The organism is Actinomadura macrotermitis (assembly GCF_009604375.1).
Lineage (GTDB): Bacteria > Actinomycetota > Actinomycetes > Streptosporangiales > Streptosporangiaceae > Spirillospora > Spirillospora macrotermitis.
In genome coordinates this window covers 1529826-1546758 of sequence record NZ_WEGH01000001.1, presented here as the reverse complement: position 1 = coordinate 1546758, position 16933 = coordinate 1529826, and the positions used below count along the sequence as shown (strand labels likewise).

Sequence of the window (16933 nt, the reverse complement as noted above, 5' to 3'; positions counted from 1 at the left end):
CCCTTGTTTTTTGATCTTGGCTGATCATACTTTCGGTTATGGAGGCAAGATCGTTCCGGTTGGGGCGGTCCTGCTCCCCGTCCGGGGCGTTCCCCGGCGCGGCGCCGGGGAGGACGGCGCCCCGCCGCGACGCCCCCATCCGAAAGGAAGGCATGAATGCGCCTACGCGCAGCGGCCGTCAGCGCCGGGATCGTCGCCCTGGCGGTCACCTCGATGAGCGCGCCCGCCCAGGCCGCCCCCGCGCAGCCCACCAGGAGCGCCTCGGCGAACTGGATCCCCATCGCCAGCTACACCACCCAATCCCGGTGCGTGGACGCGGGCCAGCAGTACGTGCGTGAGGGCTTCCACGAATACAGGTGCATCTACACCGGCCTCTACCCTCCCTACGCCCTCTCGGTTAGATAGCCGAAGTTTTCGGTGCGCATTGTGTCGGGCGCGGATTTCTCGCGCCTGACACGGTTCTCGCATGGCGTGCGCGGTGGCCTTAATTGCCGGATGCCTTCCGGGGGCAATGCGATTTTGGTCATCGCGGCCTATTCCTTCGGCCGTCGATGGGGATTCTCGTAGCAGCGGGTCCCCGCGGCCGGCGCGCCGGTCCGGCGGTCGCCGGCCGTCCGGCGGCGTGACCGGCCTGGGGCGGGGCGGGGCGGGCGATCACCGCCCCCAGCCGTCTCAGATTTTTGGATTTTTCCTGTTATCGCGCATCCTGTCGTAGGTCTCCCAGGTGTCCCGTACACCGCAGACGAGCGAAGGATGTGGCAGCGCCATGACGAACCGAGACCCGTTCTGGGAGACCCGGCGGCCGCGGCGGATGAGCGGCCGTGCCGCCGCGTGGACGGCCGCGGGGGTGGCCGGCCTGGTGGTGACCGGCGCGGCGGCCGGGCTGGCCGGCGGTGCTTTCCAGAACAGCGACGGCGCCCTGACGGCGAGCGGTGCGGCACCGTCCCCGGTCGCCGCCGCGGCCCGGCCCGCCGGTGACGCGCCCGCGGCGACGCCCACCGCCAAGGCGAGCCGGACGCCCGCCGGCAAGGCCAAGCCGACCCGCAAGCGGGCCCCGGCGCGCAAGCCGGTGCGCAAGGCCAAGCCCGCCCCCGTCAAGAAGAAGCCGGTCGTCGCCGCGCCGGTGGGCGGCAAGGCCGGGCGGTACGCGTCCCAGGTCGTCACGCTGGTGAACGCGCAGCGGGCCAAGAACGGCTGCCGCCCGCTGACCGTCAACGCCAAGCTGGGACGGGCGGCGCAGGCGCACTCGGCCGACATGGCCGCGCGCCACTACTTCGACCACACGAGCAAGGACGGCCGGAGCCCCGGCGACCGCATCACCGCCGCCGGATACCGCTGGATCACCTACGGCGAGAACATCGCGATGGGGCAGCAGACCCCGGCGAGCGTGATGAACGCGTGGATGAACAGCTCCGGCCACCGCGCGAACATCCTGAACTGCGCCTTCAAGGAGATCGGCGTCGGGGTGGCGCTGTCGGGCGGCCCGTACTGGACGCAGGACTTCGGCGCCACCCGCTGATCAGCGGGGCGCCGCGAACACCTGCGTCCACCAGGGGCCGCCGGCGCCCCGGACGACGCCGACCCCGACCATCGTGGACCGGCAGTTCAAGATGTTGGCGCGGTGCCCCTGGCTGTTCATCCAGGCGCTGACGACGGCGGGCGGCGTCGCCTGGCCCTGCGCGATGTTCTCCGCCCACGCGCTCCAGCGGAACCCGGCGGCGGTGATCCGGTCGCCCGGGTCGTCCCCGCCGGCCCCGCGGTGGTCGAGGACGCGGCGGGCCGCCATGTCCGCCGAATGCCGCTGGGCGGCCTGGTGCAGGGCCGGCGAGACGCGGAGCGGCGGGCACCCGGCCCGGCTCCGCTCGGCGTTGGCCAGCCGCACGACCTGCTGCTCGACGGAGGGCGGCGTGCTGCTGGACGGCCGCGCGGCGGGCCGCCGGACGAGGCGATCCTGCGCCGGCGTCGCCTTCGGGGCGGGCGCGTGCGACGGCGGCTGCCGCACCGGCACGACGGGATCGCTCCCGGGCGGCGCGGTGGCGGGCGCGTCCTGAAGCCCCCAGACGGCCGCGGCGACCACGACGGCGCCCGCCGCCGCGCCCGCCCCCGCCAGCCGCAACCCCTTCCAGGACGCCTTCAACGCGACGTCGAGCCCGTGCGAAGCGGGCGGCGGCACCATGACCAGGCCCGCCAGCAGGGCCTCGGGCGGCACGAGGTCGCGCCGGTGGTCCGCGCAGGCGCGGCAGCCGCGGACATGCCGGGCGATCCGCTTGCGCCACTGCGGGGACGGCCGCCCGTCCCAGCCGTCCAGCGCCGCGGCGAGCGCGTCGCAGCGCCGTCCCGCCGCCAGCGCCCGGACGACGGCGCGGCACGCCGCCAGCTGCTCCTTCATCCGCTGCACCCGCACGGCCGCGTGCGGCCCGGGCAGCCCGAGCGCCTCGGCCAGCTCGCCCCGGGTGAGATGCCCCGACGCCTCCAGCCACCACAGCGCGAGCAGCTCGCGCTCGCCCGGGTCCAGCCAGCGCGTCGCCTCGGCGATCTCCCGCCGCTGCCCCGACAGCTCCAGGCGCAGGACGGCCAGCCCGGCGAAGTCGTCCTCGGGCGGGGCCAGCCGCGCCAGGGTCTCGGTGTCCACCGGGGTCCGGCGCCGCAGCGACGTCCAGCGGCGGCGCACCTGGTTCATGGCGATGGAGATGAGCCAGGACCGGAACCGCGCCGGGTCGCGCAGCCCGTCCAGGCCGCCGAGCGCGCGCAGCAGCGAGTCCTGGACGACGTCGTCCACGTCGGCGTGGCCGTCCAGGGCCCAGCCGACCACGTTGTAGAGCAGCGGCAGGTACTCGGCGGCCAGTTGCTCGCGGGCGGCGGGGTCCCCGTCCTGCGCCGCCCGGACCAGCAGGTCCACGTCCTTGTCCGTGCGCATCGCCGTTCCTCCAGAGGGTCACCGTCGGTCCTTCTGGAGACCCCCCAGGAAACCGCGGATAACAAGAAACGCCATCAACGCGGCAAACGGCAACTTCCGGACGCGCACCCGGGCACAACGATCCCTTAAAAAGCCGTAGTTGTTTGTATGTAATCGGAGGGGAGAAGGCGGCACGATGAGGAGGTTCCCGGTGCCCCCCGAGACCCCCATGGAGCGCCCATGCGCCCGGCCCGCCTCGCGATCCTCGTGTCGTCCCTGCTGCTCCTCTTCGCCGCCCCGCCCGCCCACGCGGCCGAGGAGGAGTACTACCTGGCCCTCGGCGACTCCCTGTCGGTGGGCGCCCAGCCCGGGAAGGGCCCCACCGACGAGGGCTACACCGACCGCCTCTACGCCGACCTGAAGACCCGCGACCCGAACCTGCGGCTGGTGAAGCTGGGCTGCGGCGGCGAGACGACCACCACCCTGCTCAAGGGCGGCATCTGCGCCTATCCGGCCGGGTCGCAGATGAACGCGGCGGTGGCCTTCCTCAAGGAGCACCGCGGCCACGTCCGGTACGTCACCCTGAACATCGGCGCCAACGACACCGCCTGCACCCTCGGCGGCGACCTCCTCTGCGGCGTGCAGGGGGTGGGCGCGGTCATCGGCAACCTGCCGCAGATCACCACCGGGCTCCGGTCGGCCGGCGGCGACGGCCCGGTCTACGCGGGCATGACCTACTACGACCCGGGCCTGGCCTCGTGGGTGCAGAGCGATGCCGGGAAGGCCGTGGCCATCGGCTCGGTGGGCCTGGTCGACATCTTCAACACCTGGGAGAGCGGCGTCTACGCGGCGAGCGGCTTCAAGGTCGCCGACGTCAACGCCGCCTTCGACACCCACGACTTCTTCACCCAGGCCGAGCTGAAGCCGTACGGGACCGTCCCGCTGAACGTCGCCCGCATCTGCGCCTGGACCTACCAGTGCACCCACAACGACGGCCACGCCACCCCCGAGGGCTACCGGCGGATCGCCGCGACCTTCCTGCGGGCGGTCACCTGACGGCGGGGCCGGCCCCGCCGGGACGCACCCCGGACGGGCCGGCGCCCGGCCCGCTAGTGTGCCGGTGTGACCACCGAGCTGACCCTTTTGTCGCGGGTGGCCTACCAGGGGCGGGAGATCACCGGGCCTCGGTCGCGCGGGCTGCTCGCGTTGCTGGCCGGCGGGCCGCGCACCGGATGCAGCACCGCGCGCCTGGTCGAAGGGCTCTGGCCTGACGAGCGTCCCGCCAACCCGGCCAAGGCGCTGCAGGTCGTGGTCTCCAGGGCCCGCGCACAGCTCGGCGCCGACGTCATCGCCGGCACCCCCACCGGATACCGGCTGACGCTGGCCGAGGAGCAGATCGACGCCTCCGCTGTGCTGCTCGAAGCCGCCGCGAGCGCCAAAGCCTCGCGGGACGGCGACCACGCGGGCGCGCTCGCTCATGCCGAGGCGGGCCTTGCGCTCTGGGACGGCGCTCCGGAGGTGGGGGAAGACGATCCGGTGGCGGCGTTGCGGGCGGATCGGGCGTCCGCCTACCGGGCGCTCGTGCGCACGCGGGCACTCGCTCTGGCCCGGCTCGGACGCCACGCGGAGGCGTTCGACGCCCTCACGAAGCTCGTCGACGACCACCCCCGCGACGAGGAACTGCTGCTTGAACTGTTGCGATGCGAAGCCGCGACAGCGGGCCCGTCCGCCGCGCTCGTCCGCTACGACGCCTACCGCCGCGCCCTGCGCGACGAACTCGGCACCGACCCCGGCGACGCGCTGCGGGAACTGAACCTGCGGCTGCTGCAGGACGACGCGCCCGCCGTGCGGCACGGGATCCCCCACGAACCGAACCCGCTGCTCGGCCGGGACGCCGACCTCGCCAACGTGGCCGCCCTGCTGCGCAGCTCGCGGGTCGTGTCGATCACCGGCCCCGGCGGCCTCGGCAAGACCCGGCTCGCGCACGCCGTGGCCCGCGAGGCCGGGCAGCGGGTCGTGCACGTCGTCGCCCTCGCCGGGGCGGCGCGGGACGAGGACGTCGCCGCCGAGGTCGCCGCGGTCCTCGGCGCCGGGGACGCCCGGCGCGGGCTCGGCGGCCCCGCCGACCCGCTCACCGGCATCGTCCGGGCGCTCGGTCCCGGCCCGGCGCTGCTGGTGCTGGACAACTGCGAGCATGTCGTGGCCGCCGCGGCCGAGCTGGCGCGCGCCCTCGTCGCGATGACGCGGGACCTGCGGATCCTCACCACGAGCCGGGCCCCGCTCGGATTGTCCTCGGAGGCGGTCTACCCGCTGCCGGAGCTGGACCTGGACACGGCCGTGGAGCTGTTCGGCCAGCGGGCGCGGGCGGCGCGGCCGGACGCGGACCTGTCCGGCGCCGTGGAGCTGTGCCGCCGCCTGGACGGGCTGCCGCTCGCGGTGGAGCTGGCGGCGGCGCGGGTGCGGGTCATGTCGGTCCCCGAGATCACCCGGCGGCTGGACGACCGGTTCGCGCTGCTGCGCGGCGGCGCGCGCGACGCGCCGGAGCGGCACCACACGCTGCGCGCCGTCGTCGACTGGAGCTGGAACCTGCTCGGCCCGGACGGGCGGGCCGCGCTGCGCACGCTGTCGATCCTGCCCGGCGGGTTCACCGCGGACACCGCCCGGCACCTGCTCGGCGACGACGCGGTGCTGGAGGACCTGGCCGGCCAGTCGCTGCTGAAGGTCGCCGACACCGGCGCCGGCGTCCGCTTCCGGATGCTGGAGACCGTCCGCGAGTTCGGCGCGCTCCAGCGGGCCGCCGCCGGCGCGGACGAGGACGCGGCCCGGCGGCTGCTCGCCTGGGCCCGCGACTTCGGCGCGGCGCACCACGCGGCGATCTTCGGCCCCGACCCGCTGCGGGCCGTCGAGCTCGTCCGCGCCGAGCAGGACAACCTCGCGCTGGCGCTCCGGCTCGGCCTGGCGCGGCCGGACGCCGACGCGTCCGTGGTCGCGGTGGCCGCCGTCCTCATCGGCCTGTGGATCGTCGACTCCGACTACCTGCGGCTGGCGCGGCTGCCCGAGGAGGTCGCCGCGGTGCTGACGCGGTTCCGGCCGGAGCCGGGGCTGGTGGAGGCGACCCGCGCGGCGCTGGTCCTGAGCGCCGGGATCGCCATCGCCGGGCAGGGGGCGCGCGGGCTCGGCGCGGTGGAGCCGCTGCGCGCGCTGCCGCCCGCCCCGCCCGACACGCTGATCCGCGCCGCCGCGGTCGTGGTGGGCGAGGCGCCGGGCCTGGCCGCGCCGGGCCGTCCGGCGCTGCGCGCGCTGTGCGACAGGCCCGAGCCGCTGCTGGCGGGCGTCGCCAACATGGTCGGCGGCTACCTGCACGAGCACGACGACGACCTGGACGCCGCGCTCGCCGCGACCGGGCGGGCGCTCACGGCCTTCGCCGGCCCGGAGACCCCGTGGATGCTCGCCATGGCCCACTCGCGCTACAGCGAGCTGTGCCTGCGCGCCGACCGGGGCGAGGAGGCCCGGCGGCACATGCGGTCGGCGCAGCGGATGCTGGAGTCCCTGCGGGCGTGGCCGGAGGTGGGCGGCCTGCGCTGGGGGATGGTGCTGGCGACGCTGCAGTCGGGCGACGTGGACGAGGCCGAGCGGTGGCTGGAGCTGGCGGACCGCGACGAGATGAGCGACGCGTTCGGCGCGGTGTCGTTCAAGCTGGGCGCGCAGGCGGAGATCGCGCTCGCGCGCGGCCGGACCGGGGAGGGGCTGCGGCTCTGGCGGGGCGCCGTCGAGCGGCTGACGGCCTCGGGGATCCAGCCGCCCGGCCAGAACCCGGCCCTGGACGCGTGGGCGCTGGAGGTCCGGTCCGCGGCGCTGGTCGCGCACGCCCGGCACGGGCGGGCCGACCTCGTGGGGGAGATCGCCGCGGAGCTGCCGGAGCGGCTGGCCATGCTGCTGGGCGACCCGGACGCCGCGCAGCCGGCGTTCGTGGTGGAGCCGCCGCTGTGGGGCGCGGTGCTGCTGGCCGTCGCGATGACGGACCTGCACGGCGGCGACGCGCGCGCCGTCCGGATGGTCGCCCTGGCCGAGCGCCTGGGCTTCCTGCGCAACTTCCAGCCGACCATGTCCACCGCCCGCGCCCGCGCCGACGCCGAGAAGGCCGACCGGCGGGCGTACGCCGATGCGGTGTCGGAGTACGCCCGCCTGCGGGGCCGCGAGCAGTTGCGGGAGGCGGCGCTGGCGGCGCTCAGGGCACGCGGTTGAACAGCCGCTTCGACCACAAGTAGCCGCCGAGGGCGACCCCGCCGCACCAGGCGAGCGAGACGATCCCGTCGGTCCCGGGGGAGTGGCCCGCCAGCAGTGCCCGCAGCGCCTCGTTGATCGGGGTGAACGGCTGGTACTCGGCGAACCAGCGCACCCCGGCCGGCATGGTCGCCGTCGGCACGATCGCGCTGCCGAGGAACGGCAGGAACTGGACCGTCATCGGCGAGTTGCTGGCCGCCTCGGGCGTCTTGGCGACCAGGCCGAGCGCGACCGCGAACCAGGTGAGCGCGAAGGCCAGCAGCACCAGCAGCCCGGCGGCGCCGAGCCAGCCGGCGACGCCCGCGCCGGGCCGGAACCCGAGCGCGAGCGCGGCGGCGACGACCAGCACCGTGCTGGCCATCGTCTGGATCACCCCGGCGGCGACGTGCCCGGTGAGCAGCGACACCCGCGCGATCGGCATGGTGCGGAACCGGTCGGTGACGCCCTCGGTCATGTCCACGCAGACGGCCACCGACGTCGCCATGCAGCCCGACGTCACCCCCATCACGATGATGCCGGGCGCGATGTAGTCGACGTAGCGGCCGCCGCCGGGGATGCCGGCGCCGAGCGCGCGACCGAACACGCCGACGAACAGCAGCATGATCAGGACCGGGGTGATCAGGCCGGTGAACGTCATGGCCGGGTAGCGCAGGGCGTGCCGCAGGTTGCGGCGCAGCATCGTGGCCGAGTCGCGGGCGGCGTGGTTCAGAGCGGTCACGGGGCCGGCACCTTCCGGTCGGTGAGGGCGAGGAAGACGTCGTCGAGGTCGGGGGTGTGCACGGCCAGCTCGGCGGCGGCGATCCCGGCGGACCCGAGCCGGCCGAGGACGTCCTGTAGCGCGCGGACGTCGCCGTCGCCCGGCACCTGCAGCGTCAGCTCCTCGTCGTCGAGCACCGCCGCCGGCAGCAGCCCGGCCGCGGCGGTGAACCCGGCCTCCTCGGCGAAGCGCAGCCGGATGTGGCCGCCGGGGACCAGCCGCTTCAGCTCGGCGGCGGTGCCCTCGGCGACGATCCGGCCGCGGTCCAGCACCGCGATCCGGTCCGCGAGCCGGTCGGCCTCGTCCAGGTACTGGGTGGTCAGGAAGATCGTGACGCCGTCCGCGACCAGCTCCCGGACGATCTGCCACATGCCGCGGCGGCTGCGCGGGTCCAGGCCGGTGGTCGGCTCGTCCAGGAAGATCACCCGGGGCCGGCCGACCAGCGTCATCGCCAGGTCCAGGCGCCGCCGCATGCCGCCGGAGAAGGTCGCGACGGGCCGGCGCGCCGCGTCCTCCAGGTCGAACCGGGCGAGCAGCCCGGCCGCGCGGCGGCGGCCCTCGGCGCGGCCGAGGTGCAGCAGGTCCGCCATCAGCACGAGGTTCTCGTGCGCGGTGAGCAGCCGGTCCACCGCCGCGTACTGGCCGGTGACGCCGATCGCGGCGCGCACCGCGTCCGGCTCGGTGTCCACCGGGTGCCCGGCGACGCGGGCCCGGCCGCCGTCCGCGCGCAGCAGCGTGGTCAAGATCTTCACGATGGTGGTCTTGCCGGCGCCGTTCGGCCCGAGCAGCGCGAAGACCGTGCCGGCCGGCACGGACAGGTCGACGCCGTCGAGCACGGCCGTGCCGCCGAACGACCGGCGCAGGCCGCTCGCCTCGATCGCCGGCGGTAGGGGTGTCGTCGTCATGCCCCGATCGTGCGGGGCGCCGGTTTCACGACGGCTTCACGCCGGTTTCACCACCAGGGAGGCGTACGACGGCACCAGCACCCGGCGGGCCGCGCGCCGCGACACCACCCGGTACGGGCGGCCGGTGGAGTGCAGCGCCCCGAGCATCCGCGCGATCTGGGTGCGGGCGACCGCCGCGCCGAGGCAGAGGTGGCGGCCGCCGCCGAACCACAGCTGGCGGGTCTCGGGGACGTAGTCGCGGGTCACCTCGAACGGCCCGGCGCCGTTGGTGGCGCGGTAGGTGAGCAGCAGGACGCGGTCGCCCGCGCGCAGCGCCCGGCCGGCCAGGTCGGCGTCGCGCGCCACGTGCCGGCCGATCACCGGCGCGGGCGCCGCCACCCGCAGGCCCTCGCGGACCGCGTTCGCCGTCAGGCCCGGGTCGCGCAGCAGCGCGTGCTGCTGGCCGGTGTCGTGCAGCAGCGCGACGGTGCGGGTGGTGCCCGACGCGCCGGTCTCGGTGCCCGCGATGACGAGCAGGGTGGCCAGGCCGCGCGCCATCGGCAGGCCGAGGCCCATCTCGCGGCAGCGGCCGAGCAGGGTGTCCGGACCGGCGGCGCGGTAGGCGTCCGGGACGCCGGTGGTCAGGCCGTCCACGATCTCGTGGGCGCGTTCCAGCAGGTCGGGGGCGAGTTCGGTGGACGCGGTGGTGCCGAGCGCGAGGGCGGCCAGGCGCTCCCCGGCGGCGAACAGGCCGCGGTAGTCGTCGTCGGGCCGGTCGGCGGGGAGGCCGAGCAGGTCGGCGACGAGCCGCCCGCCGAGCACCCGCGCGCTGTCGGCGACGTCCACGGAGCCGCCGTCCGCGAGCTGTCCGGCGAGCTGCGCCAGATGCGCGCCCTGCGCGCGTTCGACCAGGTCGCGGGCGGCGTCCTCGGTGAACAGGTCGCGGGCGCGGGTGCGCACCTCGGCGTGCCGGGCGCCGCCGAAGAACTCCCCCATCTCGTCGCCGAACAGCTGTGTCCACAGGTGGCCGACGCCGCCCTCGCCGCCCATGGTGAACGTGCCGTGGTCGTTCAGCACCCGCCGCGCCAGCACCGGGTCGGTCACCACCCAGCCGAGCCGGGGCACCCGGGCGATCGGGCCGGTGTGCCGGGCCGCCTCCAGCAGGGCGAACAGCCCGGGGTTGGCGTGCCACAGCAGGCGGGCCTCGTGCCGGGTCGCGTCGTCGTCCGTCATTCTGCTCACAAAAAGGATTCTCCGGGACGCCTGTGGCACAAGGGAAACGGCATCCGACTCATAGGACATAGGTGCAAGTACTCATCGGGAACCGGCTAATGTGCCCTATTCGCGTGCGGCCGGGGTGGGCGAGCCTGGAGGCCGGACACCACGCAGTCACCGTAACCCCGGGGGAGCCCTGTATGAGAGCCCGCATCACCGCGGCCGCCGCTCACCTGCCCGAACGGACGCTCACCAGCGCCGAGGTCGAGGCGCGCGTCACCGCCGAGAGCGGCGGCTACCGGCCGCACCCGACGATCGTGGAGCGGATGACCGGCATCCGCCGCCGCCACGTCATGGGCGACGACGAGCAGGCCTCCGACCTCGCCGCCGCCGCCGCGCGCACGGTGCTGGCGCAGCGGGGCGTCACCCCGGACCTGCTGATCTTCGGATCGGCGTCGCAGGACCTGATCGAGCCCGCCACCGCGCACATCGTCGCCGACGCGCTCGGCCTCACCTGCCCGGTCTTCGACGTCAAGAACGCCTGCAACAGCTTCCTCAACGGGCTGCAGCTCGCCGACGCGCTGATCCGCACCGGCCAGCACGAGCGGGTGCTGGTCTGCACCGGCGAGAGCCCGTCGCGGGCGATCCGCTGGCGGGTGCGCGACCGGGCCCAGTTCGTCGACTCCTTCGCCGGGTACACCCTGTCCGACGGCGGCGCGGCGATGCTGGTGGAGGCCGCCGCCGACGGCGGGATCTTCTACCGCGACTTCGCCGCGGTGTCGGCGGCCTGGCGCGTCGGCACCCTCCCGGCGGGCGGCTCGCGGCACCCGCGCGACCCCGAGTACACCTACTTCAGCGGCGACGGGCGCAAGCTGAAGGACGTCTTCCTGGACAACGGCCCGCAGATCTTCGTGGACGCGCTCGCCAAGACCGGCCTGACCTGGGACGACTTCGCCGTCGTCGCCGTGCATCAGGTGACCGTCCCTTACCTGGAGGTGCTGCGGCAGGTCCTCGGCATCCCGGCGGAGAAGCTGGTGGTGACGCTGCCCGAGCACGGCAACGTCGCGTCGGCGACGCTGCCGCTGCAGATCGCCACCGCGCTGGAGCAGGGCCGCTGCCGCTCCGGCGACAAGATCGCCATGGTCGGGCTGGCCGGCGGCGTCAGCCTCGGCGTGCTGTTCGCGGAGCTGTGACCATGGAGCTGTGGATCGTCGTCCCCGCCTACAACGAGGAGCGCTCGATCGGCGCCACGCTGCGCCGCCTCGCCGAGCAGACCGACCTGGACTACACGCTGGTCGTGGTCGACAACGCCAGCACCGACGGCACCTGCGCCGTCGTCCGGGCGTTCGCCGCCGACCACCCCAAGGTGGACGTGCGGCTGATCGGGGAACTGGAGAAGGGCACCGGCGCCGCCGCCGACACCGGCATCCGGCACGCCATCCTCGCCGGCGCCACCCACCTCGCCCGCACCGACGCCGACTGCCTGCCCGACCGCGACTGGGTCGCGGCGGTGAAGCGGGCGTTCGACGACGGGCTGGAGATGGTCAGCGGGCCGCTGCTGCCGCGCACCGACGAGTTCCCGCTGAAGTTCTGGGAGCGCCGGCTGCTGCCCGCCGTCGTGCAGCTCGCCGCGACGTTCGGGCGGTTCCGCCCGGGCAACCAGGACCCGCTCTACCTCGGCCCCTACGTGATGATGCCGGGCTGCAACATGGCCATCACCGCGAGCCTGTACGAACGGGCGGGCGGGTTCCCGCGCACCCGCATCGAGGACGTCCACGAGGACCGCGCCCTGGTCAACCAGGTCCGCTACCTCACCACCGACTACGGGCTGCGCAAGGACGTCACGGTGTACGGGTCGGTGCGGCGGCTGCGCGCGTTCGGCCTGGTCCGGACCCTCGGCTGGTACGCCGACCACCGCTACCGGCCCGACGTCGTGGACATCCGGTGAACTGGGCTGTGTTGGATTGGGAACAGCGCCTGTACCTGACCACGCACCCGTTCGCCTACCCGTTGCTGCGCGGCCTGGCGCGGCGCGGCCCGGTCGTGCGGGTGCCGGGCGTCGGCGTGGTGGTGAGCGAGGCGTCCCTGGCCCGGCGGGTCCTGATGGACGGCGAGACGTTCCGCAAGGACGGCCCCGGCTCGCCCGGCGACCTGTGGACGCCCGTCCTCGGCCCGTCGGTGCTGCTCAACATGGAGGGCGAGGGCCACCGGGCGCTCCGCCGCCGCCTCACCGAGCTGTTCACTCCCGCCTACAGCGACGCGCTGTGCGCCCGCGTCCTCGCCGGGCCCCTCGCGGACCTGGCGGGCAGGCTCGCGGCGGGCGCCGAGGTCGACCTGGTCGACACGATGCGGCTGATGGCGGGCGCGGTGATCGGCGAGGTCATCGGGCTGGAGACCGGCGGCGAGGCCGCCTACCGGCACCTGTTCGAGCAGGGCGAGCGGATCGTGTCGATGATCTCGCTGCGCACCCGGCGGCTGTCCCCGGACCAGGTCGCCCGCGCCCGCGAAGTGCTGGACCCGCTCGGCGACATCGCCGCCAAGTCCTACGCGGCGGGCGACGAGAGCACCGTCATGGGCCGGATGCGCGCGCTCGGCCTGTCGGAGGACGAGGCGCGCGGCGCCGCCGGCGCGTTCTTCCTCACCGGCACCGAGACCGTCGCGACGCTGGTGCCGCGCCTGGTCGCGCTGCTGCACGACGCCGGGCTGCTGGACGCCGTCGCCGCCGACCGCTCCCGGCTGGACCCCGCGATCGACGAGGCCATGCGCGTCACCACCCCGACCCCGGTGATGCTGCGCAGCGTGCACCGCGAGACCGACGTCGGCGGCGTGCCGGTCCGCCCCGGCGACCGGGTGCTGATCGCCACGCACAACTGCTGCCGCGCCTACGGCCCGTTCGACCCGGACCGGCCGCAGCCGCCCGAGCTGCGGCGCCTGTGGTTCGGCGCCGGCCCGCACTTCTGCATCGGCTACCCCCTCGCCATGGCCGAGATCCGGCTCGTCGCCGGGACGCTGCTGGACGCCGCCCCGCTGACGATCACCGGCCGGGCCGCCGCTCGCGGCGTCCTCATCCCGACCTACCGCACCCTCACCGTTCGGAGGATGAGATGAGCTCGCTGGAAGGGCGCGGCGTCGTCTGGACCGAGGAGCCTGCGACGAGGGAAGACGGCGCCGAAAAGGCGCCCTGGAAGCGAGCGGGAGGCACAGCATCATGACGCTCGTCCGGCAACTGCTCGACCAGGCCGCCGCTACCCCGGACGGCGTGGCGCTCGTCGCGGGCGACGGCGCCGAGCTGACCTACGGGGAGCTGCGCCGGCAGGTCCTCGCCGTCCGGCACGGGCTGCTGGCGGCGGGCCTGGAGCCCGGCGACGGCGTGCTGTTCTCGGTCCGGCCGTCGCCCGAGTCGCTGGTGCTCGCGCTCGGCGTCGTCGCGGCGCGCGGCGTGGTGGTGTTCGCCGACCCCGGCGCCGGGCCGGAGATGTTCACCGCCCGGCTGCGGCTGGCGCGTCCGCGCTGGTCGGCGGCCGAATCGCTGCTGTACGCGGGCAGCCGCCTGCGCCTCGTGCGCGCCTACGCCCGCCGCCGCGGCCTGCTGCTGCCGAACCTCGCCGACCTGCAGATTCCCGACGATACCGCCCCGATGCGGCACCTGTACGTCGGGCGGCGGCTGCCGGGCGTGCCGCGCGGTGCCCTGTCGTTCGCCCGCCTGCTGCAGGGGGACGCGCCCGAGCCGGACGATCTCGGCGACCCGGACGCGCCCGCCGCCGTGATCTTCACGTCGGGCACCACCGCCAACCCGCGCGCCGTCGTGCACACCCAGGCGTCGCTGGCGGCGGCGCTGGAGCTGTTCCGCGCCCGGCTGCCGCTCGGGCCCGGCGACGTGGTGCACACCGACCAGCTCATGCTCGGCCTGCCCACCCTCATCTCGGGGGCGCGCTGGTCGATGCCGCCGCTGTTCTGCGCGCCCGCCGACTTCGCCCGCCAGCTCGCCGAGCGCGGCGCCACCCACACCTTCTGCGTGCCGGTCCACCTCGCCGAGATCCTGGACGCCGCGCCGGTGCTGCCGCCGGGTCTGCGGTACGTGCTGCTCGGCGCGGCGCCCGCGCCCGCCGGGATCCTGCGCCGCGCCGTCGCGGCCGCGCCGGACGCCGAGGTGCTGTCGGTGTACGCGATGACCGAGATCCTGCCGGTCGCGATCGCGTCCGCGCAGGACAAGCTCGCGCACACCGAGTCCGGCGCCGAGGGCGACCTGCTCGGCGCGCCGCTGACCGGCACGTCCTTCGCCGAGGACGGCGAGCTGCTGCTGGCGGGGCCGAACCTGTGCCGCGGCTACCTCGGCGACCCGCCCCTGAAGGAACTGCCGACCGGCGACCTGGCCCGGCTCGACGACGGCCGCCTGGTCCTGCTCGGCCGCAAGAAGGACATGCTGATCCGGGGCAAGTTCAACCTCTACCCGGGCCTGTACGAACCGGCGATCGCCGCGCTGGACGGTGTGCAGGAGGCCGCGATCGTCGGGCTGCCCGACCCCGAGACCGGCGACGAGCAGGTCGTCCTCGCCGTCGTCGGCGACACCGCCGGCCTGGCGCGGCGGCTGCCCGAGGTGATCGACCACGACGCGCTGCCGGACCGGATCGTCGCGCTGCCGGAGCTGCCGCGCTCGGGCCGGGGCCGCAAGCTCGACCGGGACCGGCTGCGGGAGCTCGTCAGATGAGGGTGGCGGTGACCGGCGCGTCCGGGTTCGTCGGGGGAGCGGTCTGCCGCGCCCTCACCGGGCAGGGCGTGGAGACGCTGGCGTTCGGGCGCCGCGCCGAGGTCGCGCCCGGCCACCTCGGCGGCGCCGCCTACCGCTCCTGGGACCTCGCCCGCGGGCCGCTGCGGGACGCGCCCGAGGTCGACGCCGTCGTGCACTGCGCGGGCAGCGTCACCGACTGGGGGCCCGCCGCCGGGTTCTTCGCCGTCAACCTGGACGGCACCCGCCGCGCCCTCGCCGCGTTCCCCGGCGCGCGGTTCGTGCACGTCAGCACGGCCAGCGTGTACGACCCGTTCCGGCCGACGGTGCGGGCGACCGAGGACCAGGCGCCCGTCGCCCGCTACCTCAACGCCTACGGCGCGTCCAAGGCCGCCGCCGAACGCGCCGTGCTGCGGGCCCGCCGCGACGCGATCGTCCTGCGCCCGCACGCCGTCTACGGGCCGGGCGACACCACACTGCTGCCGCGCGTGCTGTCATCGGTGCGGGGGCCGCTGCTGCCCGCCGTCGGCACCGGCCGCCAGCCGGTCAGCCTCACCTCCGTCGCCAACCTGGTGCGGGCGTGCGTGCTCGCCGCCACCGGCCCGGTCGCCTCCGGGATCTTCAACGTCACCGACGCCGAGCCGGTCGTGCTCGACGACGCGCTGCGCGCCATCCTCGCCGAGCGCGGCATCCGGGCCCGGCCCGTCTACGCGCCGCACCGGCTCGCCCACCCGCTCGCCGCCGCCGTCGAGGGCGCGTTCCTGCTGGCCCGCCGCCCCGAGCCGCCGCGCCTCACCCGCTACGCGATCGGCCATCTGGCGGTCGAGCGGACCCTGGACATCTCCGCCGCCCGCGACGTCCTCGGCTACGTCCCGGCCCCCACCTCCTTCGCCGGCGCCGCCGACTGGTGACGAATCCTTGATCGTGCCCATGGGTACAGAGCGCCCGGGAACGGGCATGCCGCCCGCATGCGCGCAGTGACCTACGACAGCTACAGCAAGGACGATTCCCGCCTCACCGTCGGGGAGGTCGACGATCCCAAGGTGGGGCCGGGGACGGTGCTCATCGAGGTCCGGGCGGCCGGCGTCAACCCGGTCGACTGGAAGGTGATGGCGGGCGGCCTGGACCCGATGATGGACACGGTGTTCCCCGCCATCCCCGGCTGGGACGTCGCGGGCGTCGTCCGGGCGGTCGGCCCCGACACCCCCGAGTTCGAGCCCGGCGACGAGGTGATGTCCTACGCCCGCAAGGACATCGTGCACGCCGGCACGTTCGCCGAGCAGGTCGCGGTGAGCGCCGCCCACGTCGCCCGCAAGCCCGCCGGGCTCAGCTTCGAGCAGGCCGCCGGGCTGCCGCTGGCCGGGCTGACCGCGCTGCGCACCCTGGACCACCTGGCCGTCCGCGACGGCGAGACGCTGCTGGTCCTCGGCGCGTCCGGCGGGGTCGGCGCGTTCGCCGTGCAGCTCGCCCGCGCCCGCGGCGCCCGGGTGATCGGCACCGCGTCCGGGCGCAACCACGACTACCTGCGCGAGCTCGGCGCCGAACCGGTCGACTACAAGGACGACGTCGTGCGGCGGGTGCGGGAGCTGGCGCCCGGCGGCGTGGACGCGGTGGCCGACTTCGTCGGCGGGCAGCTCGACGTCACCGTGAAGGTGCTGGCGGAGGGCGGCCGCAACGCCTCGACCGCCGACCCGTCGGTCCGCGAGCACGGCGGGACGTGGGTGTGGGTGCGGCCCGACGGCGAGCGGCTGGCCGGGCTCGGCGAGCTCGCCGAGCAGGGGCGGCTCACCGTCGAGGTGGCCGGGACCTTCCCGCTGGAGCGGGTCGGCGACGCGTTCGAGCAGAGCCGGTCCGGGCACACCCGCGGCAAGCTGGTCATCGTCCCCTGACGGAGGGGCCGACGACGGCGCGGTGGGTGCGCGGGTCGTCCGCGGCGGCGATCGCGGCGGTGCCGGCGGAGTAGACGTCGGTGGGGCCGCGCCCGGCGGCGCCGAGCGCGGAGACGACCGCGTCGTGGCCGTCCAGCAGCCCGCGGAGCGAGCCGGGGACCCGCGGGTCGGCGTCCTGGCGGGTGATCGCGGTGCCGTGGTGGCCGGCGGCGCGGGCCTGCTGGGCGACGAGGCGCCCGGTCCGGCCGGCCGCGCCGATGACGGCGATACGCGACATGGCGG

Annotated in this window: 15 protein-coding genes; 10 read left to right on the top strand and 5 right to left on the bottom strand. The window is 75.4% G+C overall.

The features are described from left to right. Window positions 1-156: 156 nt before the first annotated feature. Window positions 157-405 (top strand): hypothetical protein, encoded by a 249-nt coding sequence (locus tag ACRB68_RS06915; protein WP_153531301.1) that lies wholly within the window; start codon window positions 157-159, stop codon window positions 403-405. Between the two features lie 361 nt (window positions 406-766). Next, window positions 767-1519 carry a CAP domain-containing protein gene (locus ACRB68_RS06910; RefSeq protein WP_153531300.1) on the top strand — a complete coding sequence of 251 codons (753 nt, stop codon included), beginning with the start codon at window positions 767-769 and terminating at the stop codon, window positions 1517-1519. On the opposite strand, the gene ACRB68_RS06905 is transcribed toward ACRB68_RS06910, so the two are convergent. Next, window positions 1520-2917, bottom strand: a complete 1398-nt coding sequence (locus ACRB68_RS06905) for a sigma-70 family RNA polymerase sigma factor (RefSeq protein WP_153531299.1) — start codon at window positions 2915-2917, stop codon at window positions 1520-1522. A 219-nt stretch (window positions 2918-3136) separates the two neighbouring features. Between ACRB68_RS06905 and ACRB68_RS06900 the strand changes: the two genes are divergently transcribed. Both ACRB68_RS06900 and ACRB68_RS06895 read left to right on the top strand, forming a co-directional pair. Beyond that, window positions 3137-3952: an SGNH/GDSL hydrolase family protein gene (locus ACRB68_RS06900; RefSeq protein WP_153531298.1), complete on the top strand. Its 816-nt coding sequence runs from the start codon at window positions 3137-3139 to the stop codon at window positions 3950-3952. Between the two features lie 66 nt (window positions 3953-4018). Further along, window positions 4019-7141, top strand: a complete 3123-nt coding sequence (locus ACRB68_RS06895; RefSeq protein ID WP_328593852.1) for an ATP-binding protein — start codon at window positions 4019-4021, stop codon at window positions 7139-7141. Here the strand turns inward: ACRB68_RS06895 and ACRB68_RS06890 are convergent. The 3 genes from ACRB68_RS06890 to ACRB68_RS06880 are packed head-to-tail and all read right to left on the bottom strand — an operon-like array spanning window position 7125 to window position 10054. Further along, window positions 7125-7898, bottom strand: a complete 774-nt coding sequence (locus ACRB68_RS06890) for an ABC transporter permease (protein WP_328593851.1) — start codon at window positions 7896-7898, stop codon at window positions 7125-7127. The genes ACRB68_RS06895 and ACRB68_RS06890 overlap by 17 nt on opposite strands. Further along, window positions 7895-8842: an ATP-binding cassette domain-containing protein gene (locus tag ACRB68_RS06885; RefSeq protein WP_153531297.1), complete on the bottom strand. Its 948-nt coding sequence runs from the start codon at window positions 8840-8842 to the stop codon at window positions 7895-7897. The genes ACRB68_RS06890 and ACRB68_RS06885 overlap by 4 nt, the downstream gene beginning before the upstream one ends. Before the next feature lie 36 nt (window positions 8843-8878). Continuing rightward, window positions 8879-10054, bottom strand: coding sequence for a cytochrome P450 (locus ACRB68_RS06880; protein WP_153532378.1), 1176 nt, complete (start codon window positions 10052-10054; stop codon window positions 8879-8881). Between the two features lie 182 nt (window positions 10055-10236). On the opposite strand from ACRB68_RS06880, the gene ACRB68_RS06875 reads away from it, so the two are divergent. The 6 genes from ACRB68_RS06875 to ACRB68_RS06850 all read left to right on the top strand — a co-directional run bounded on the left by ACRB68_RS06875 (window position 10237) and on the right by ACRB68_RS06850 (window position 16651). After that, window positions 10237-11229, top strand: coding sequence for a 3-oxoacyl-ACP synthase III family protein (locus ACRB68_RS06875; protein WP_153531296.1), 993 nt, complete (start codon window positions 10237-10239; stop codon window positions 11227-11229). Window positions 11230-11231: 2 nt separating this feature from the next. Then, complete coding sequence (locus ACRB68_RS06870; protein ID WP_153531295.1) at window positions 11232-11984, top strand: glycosyltransferase family 2 protein; 753 nt, start codon at window positions 11232-11234, stop codon at window positions 11982-11984. After that, window positions 11981-13144 carry a cytochrome P450 gene (locus ACRB68_RS06865; protein WP_328593850.1) on the top strand — a complete coding sequence of 388 codons (1164 nt, stop codon included), beginning with the start codon at window positions 11981-11983 and terminating at the stop codon, window positions 13142-13144. Before ACRB68_RS06870 ends, ACRB68_RS06865 begins: the two co-directional genes overlap by 4 nt. 100 nt (window positions 13145-13244) lie before the next feature. Further along, complete coding sequence (locus tag ACRB68_RS06860; protein ID WP_153531294.1) at window positions 13245-14744, top strand: class I adenylate-forming enzyme family protein; 1500 nt, start codon at window positions 13245-13247, stop codon at window positions 14742-14744. Beyond that, entirely contained in the window at window positions 14741-15673 is a 933-nt protein-coding gene (locus ACRB68_RS06855) for an NAD-dependent epimerase/dehydratase family protein (protein ID WP_153531293.1), read from the top strand. The genes ACRB68_RS06860 and ACRB68_RS06855 overlap by 4 nt, the downstream gene beginning before the upstream one ends. Window positions 15674-15730: 57 nt before the next feature. Next, window positions 15731-16651, top strand: coding sequence for an NADP-dependent oxidoreductase (locus tag ACRB68_RS06850; RefSeq protein WP_153531292.1), 921 nt, complete (start codon window positions 15731-15733; stop codon window positions 16649-16651). Here the strand turns inward: ACRB68_RS06850 and ACRB68_RS06845 are convergent. Beyond that, window positions 16638-16928 (bottom strand): NAD(P)-dependent oxidoreductase, encoded by a 291-nt coding sequence (locus tag ACRB68_RS06845; RefSeq protein ID WP_153531291.1) that lies wholly within the window; start codon window positions 16926-16928, stop codon window positions 16638-16640. The genes ACRB68_RS06850 and ACRB68_RS06845 overlap by 14 nt on opposite strands. Between the last annotated feature and the right edge of the window lie 5 nt (window positions 16929-16933).

Bases quoted from the DNA above. Each gene is read 5' to 3' on its own strand.
- ACRB68_RS06850 (WP_153531292.1), top strand. From the start codon at position 15,731: ATGCGCGCAGTGACCTACGACAGCTACAGCAAGGACGATTCCCGCCTC.
- ACRB68_RS06875 (WP_153531296.1), top strand. From the start codon at position 10,237: ATGAGAGCCCGCATCACCGCGGCCGCCGCTCACCTGCCCGAACGGACG.
- ACRB68_RS06860 (WP_153531294.1), top strand. From the start codon at position 13,245: ATGACGCTCGTCCGGCAACTGCTCGACCAGGCCGCCGCTACCCCGGAC.
- ACRB68_RS06910 (WP_153531300.1), top strand. From the start codon at position 767: ATGACGAACCGAGACCCGTTCTGGGAGACCCGGCGGCCGCGGCGGATG.
- ACRB68_RS06880 (WP_153532378.1), bottom strand. From the start codon at position 10,054: ATGACGGACGACGACGCGACCCGGCACGAGGCCCGCCTGCTGTGGCAC.
- ACRB68_RS06915 (WP_153531301.1), top strand. From the start codon at position 157: ATGCGCCTACGCGCAGCGGCCGTCAGCGCCGGGATCGTCGCCCTGGCG.
- ACRB68_RS06885 (WP_153531297.1), bottom strand. From the start codon at position 8,842: ATGACGACGACACCCCTACCGCCGGCGATCGAGGCGAGCGGCCTGCGC.
- ACRB68_RS06870 (WP_153531295.1), top strand. From the start codon at position 11,232: ATGGAGCTGTGGATCGTCGTCCCCGCCTACAACGAGGAGCGCTCGATC.
- ACRB68_RS06900 (WP_153531298.1), top strand. From the start codon at position 3,137: ATGCGCCCGGCCCGCCTCGCGATCCTCGTGTCGTCCCTGCTGCTCCTC.
- ACRB68_RS06845 (WP_153531291.1), bottom strand. From the start codon at position 16,928: ATGTCGCGTATCGCCGTCATCGGCGCGGCCGGCCGGACCGGGCGCCTC.
- ACRB68_RS06855 (WP_153531293.1), top strand. From the start codon at position 14,741: ATGAGGGTGGCGGTGACCGGCGCGTCCGGGTTCGTCGGGGGAGCGGTC.
- ACRB68_RS06905 (WP_153531299.1), bottom strand. From the start codon at position 2,917: ATGCGCACGGACAAGGACGTGGACCTGCTGGTCCGGGCGGCGCAGGAC.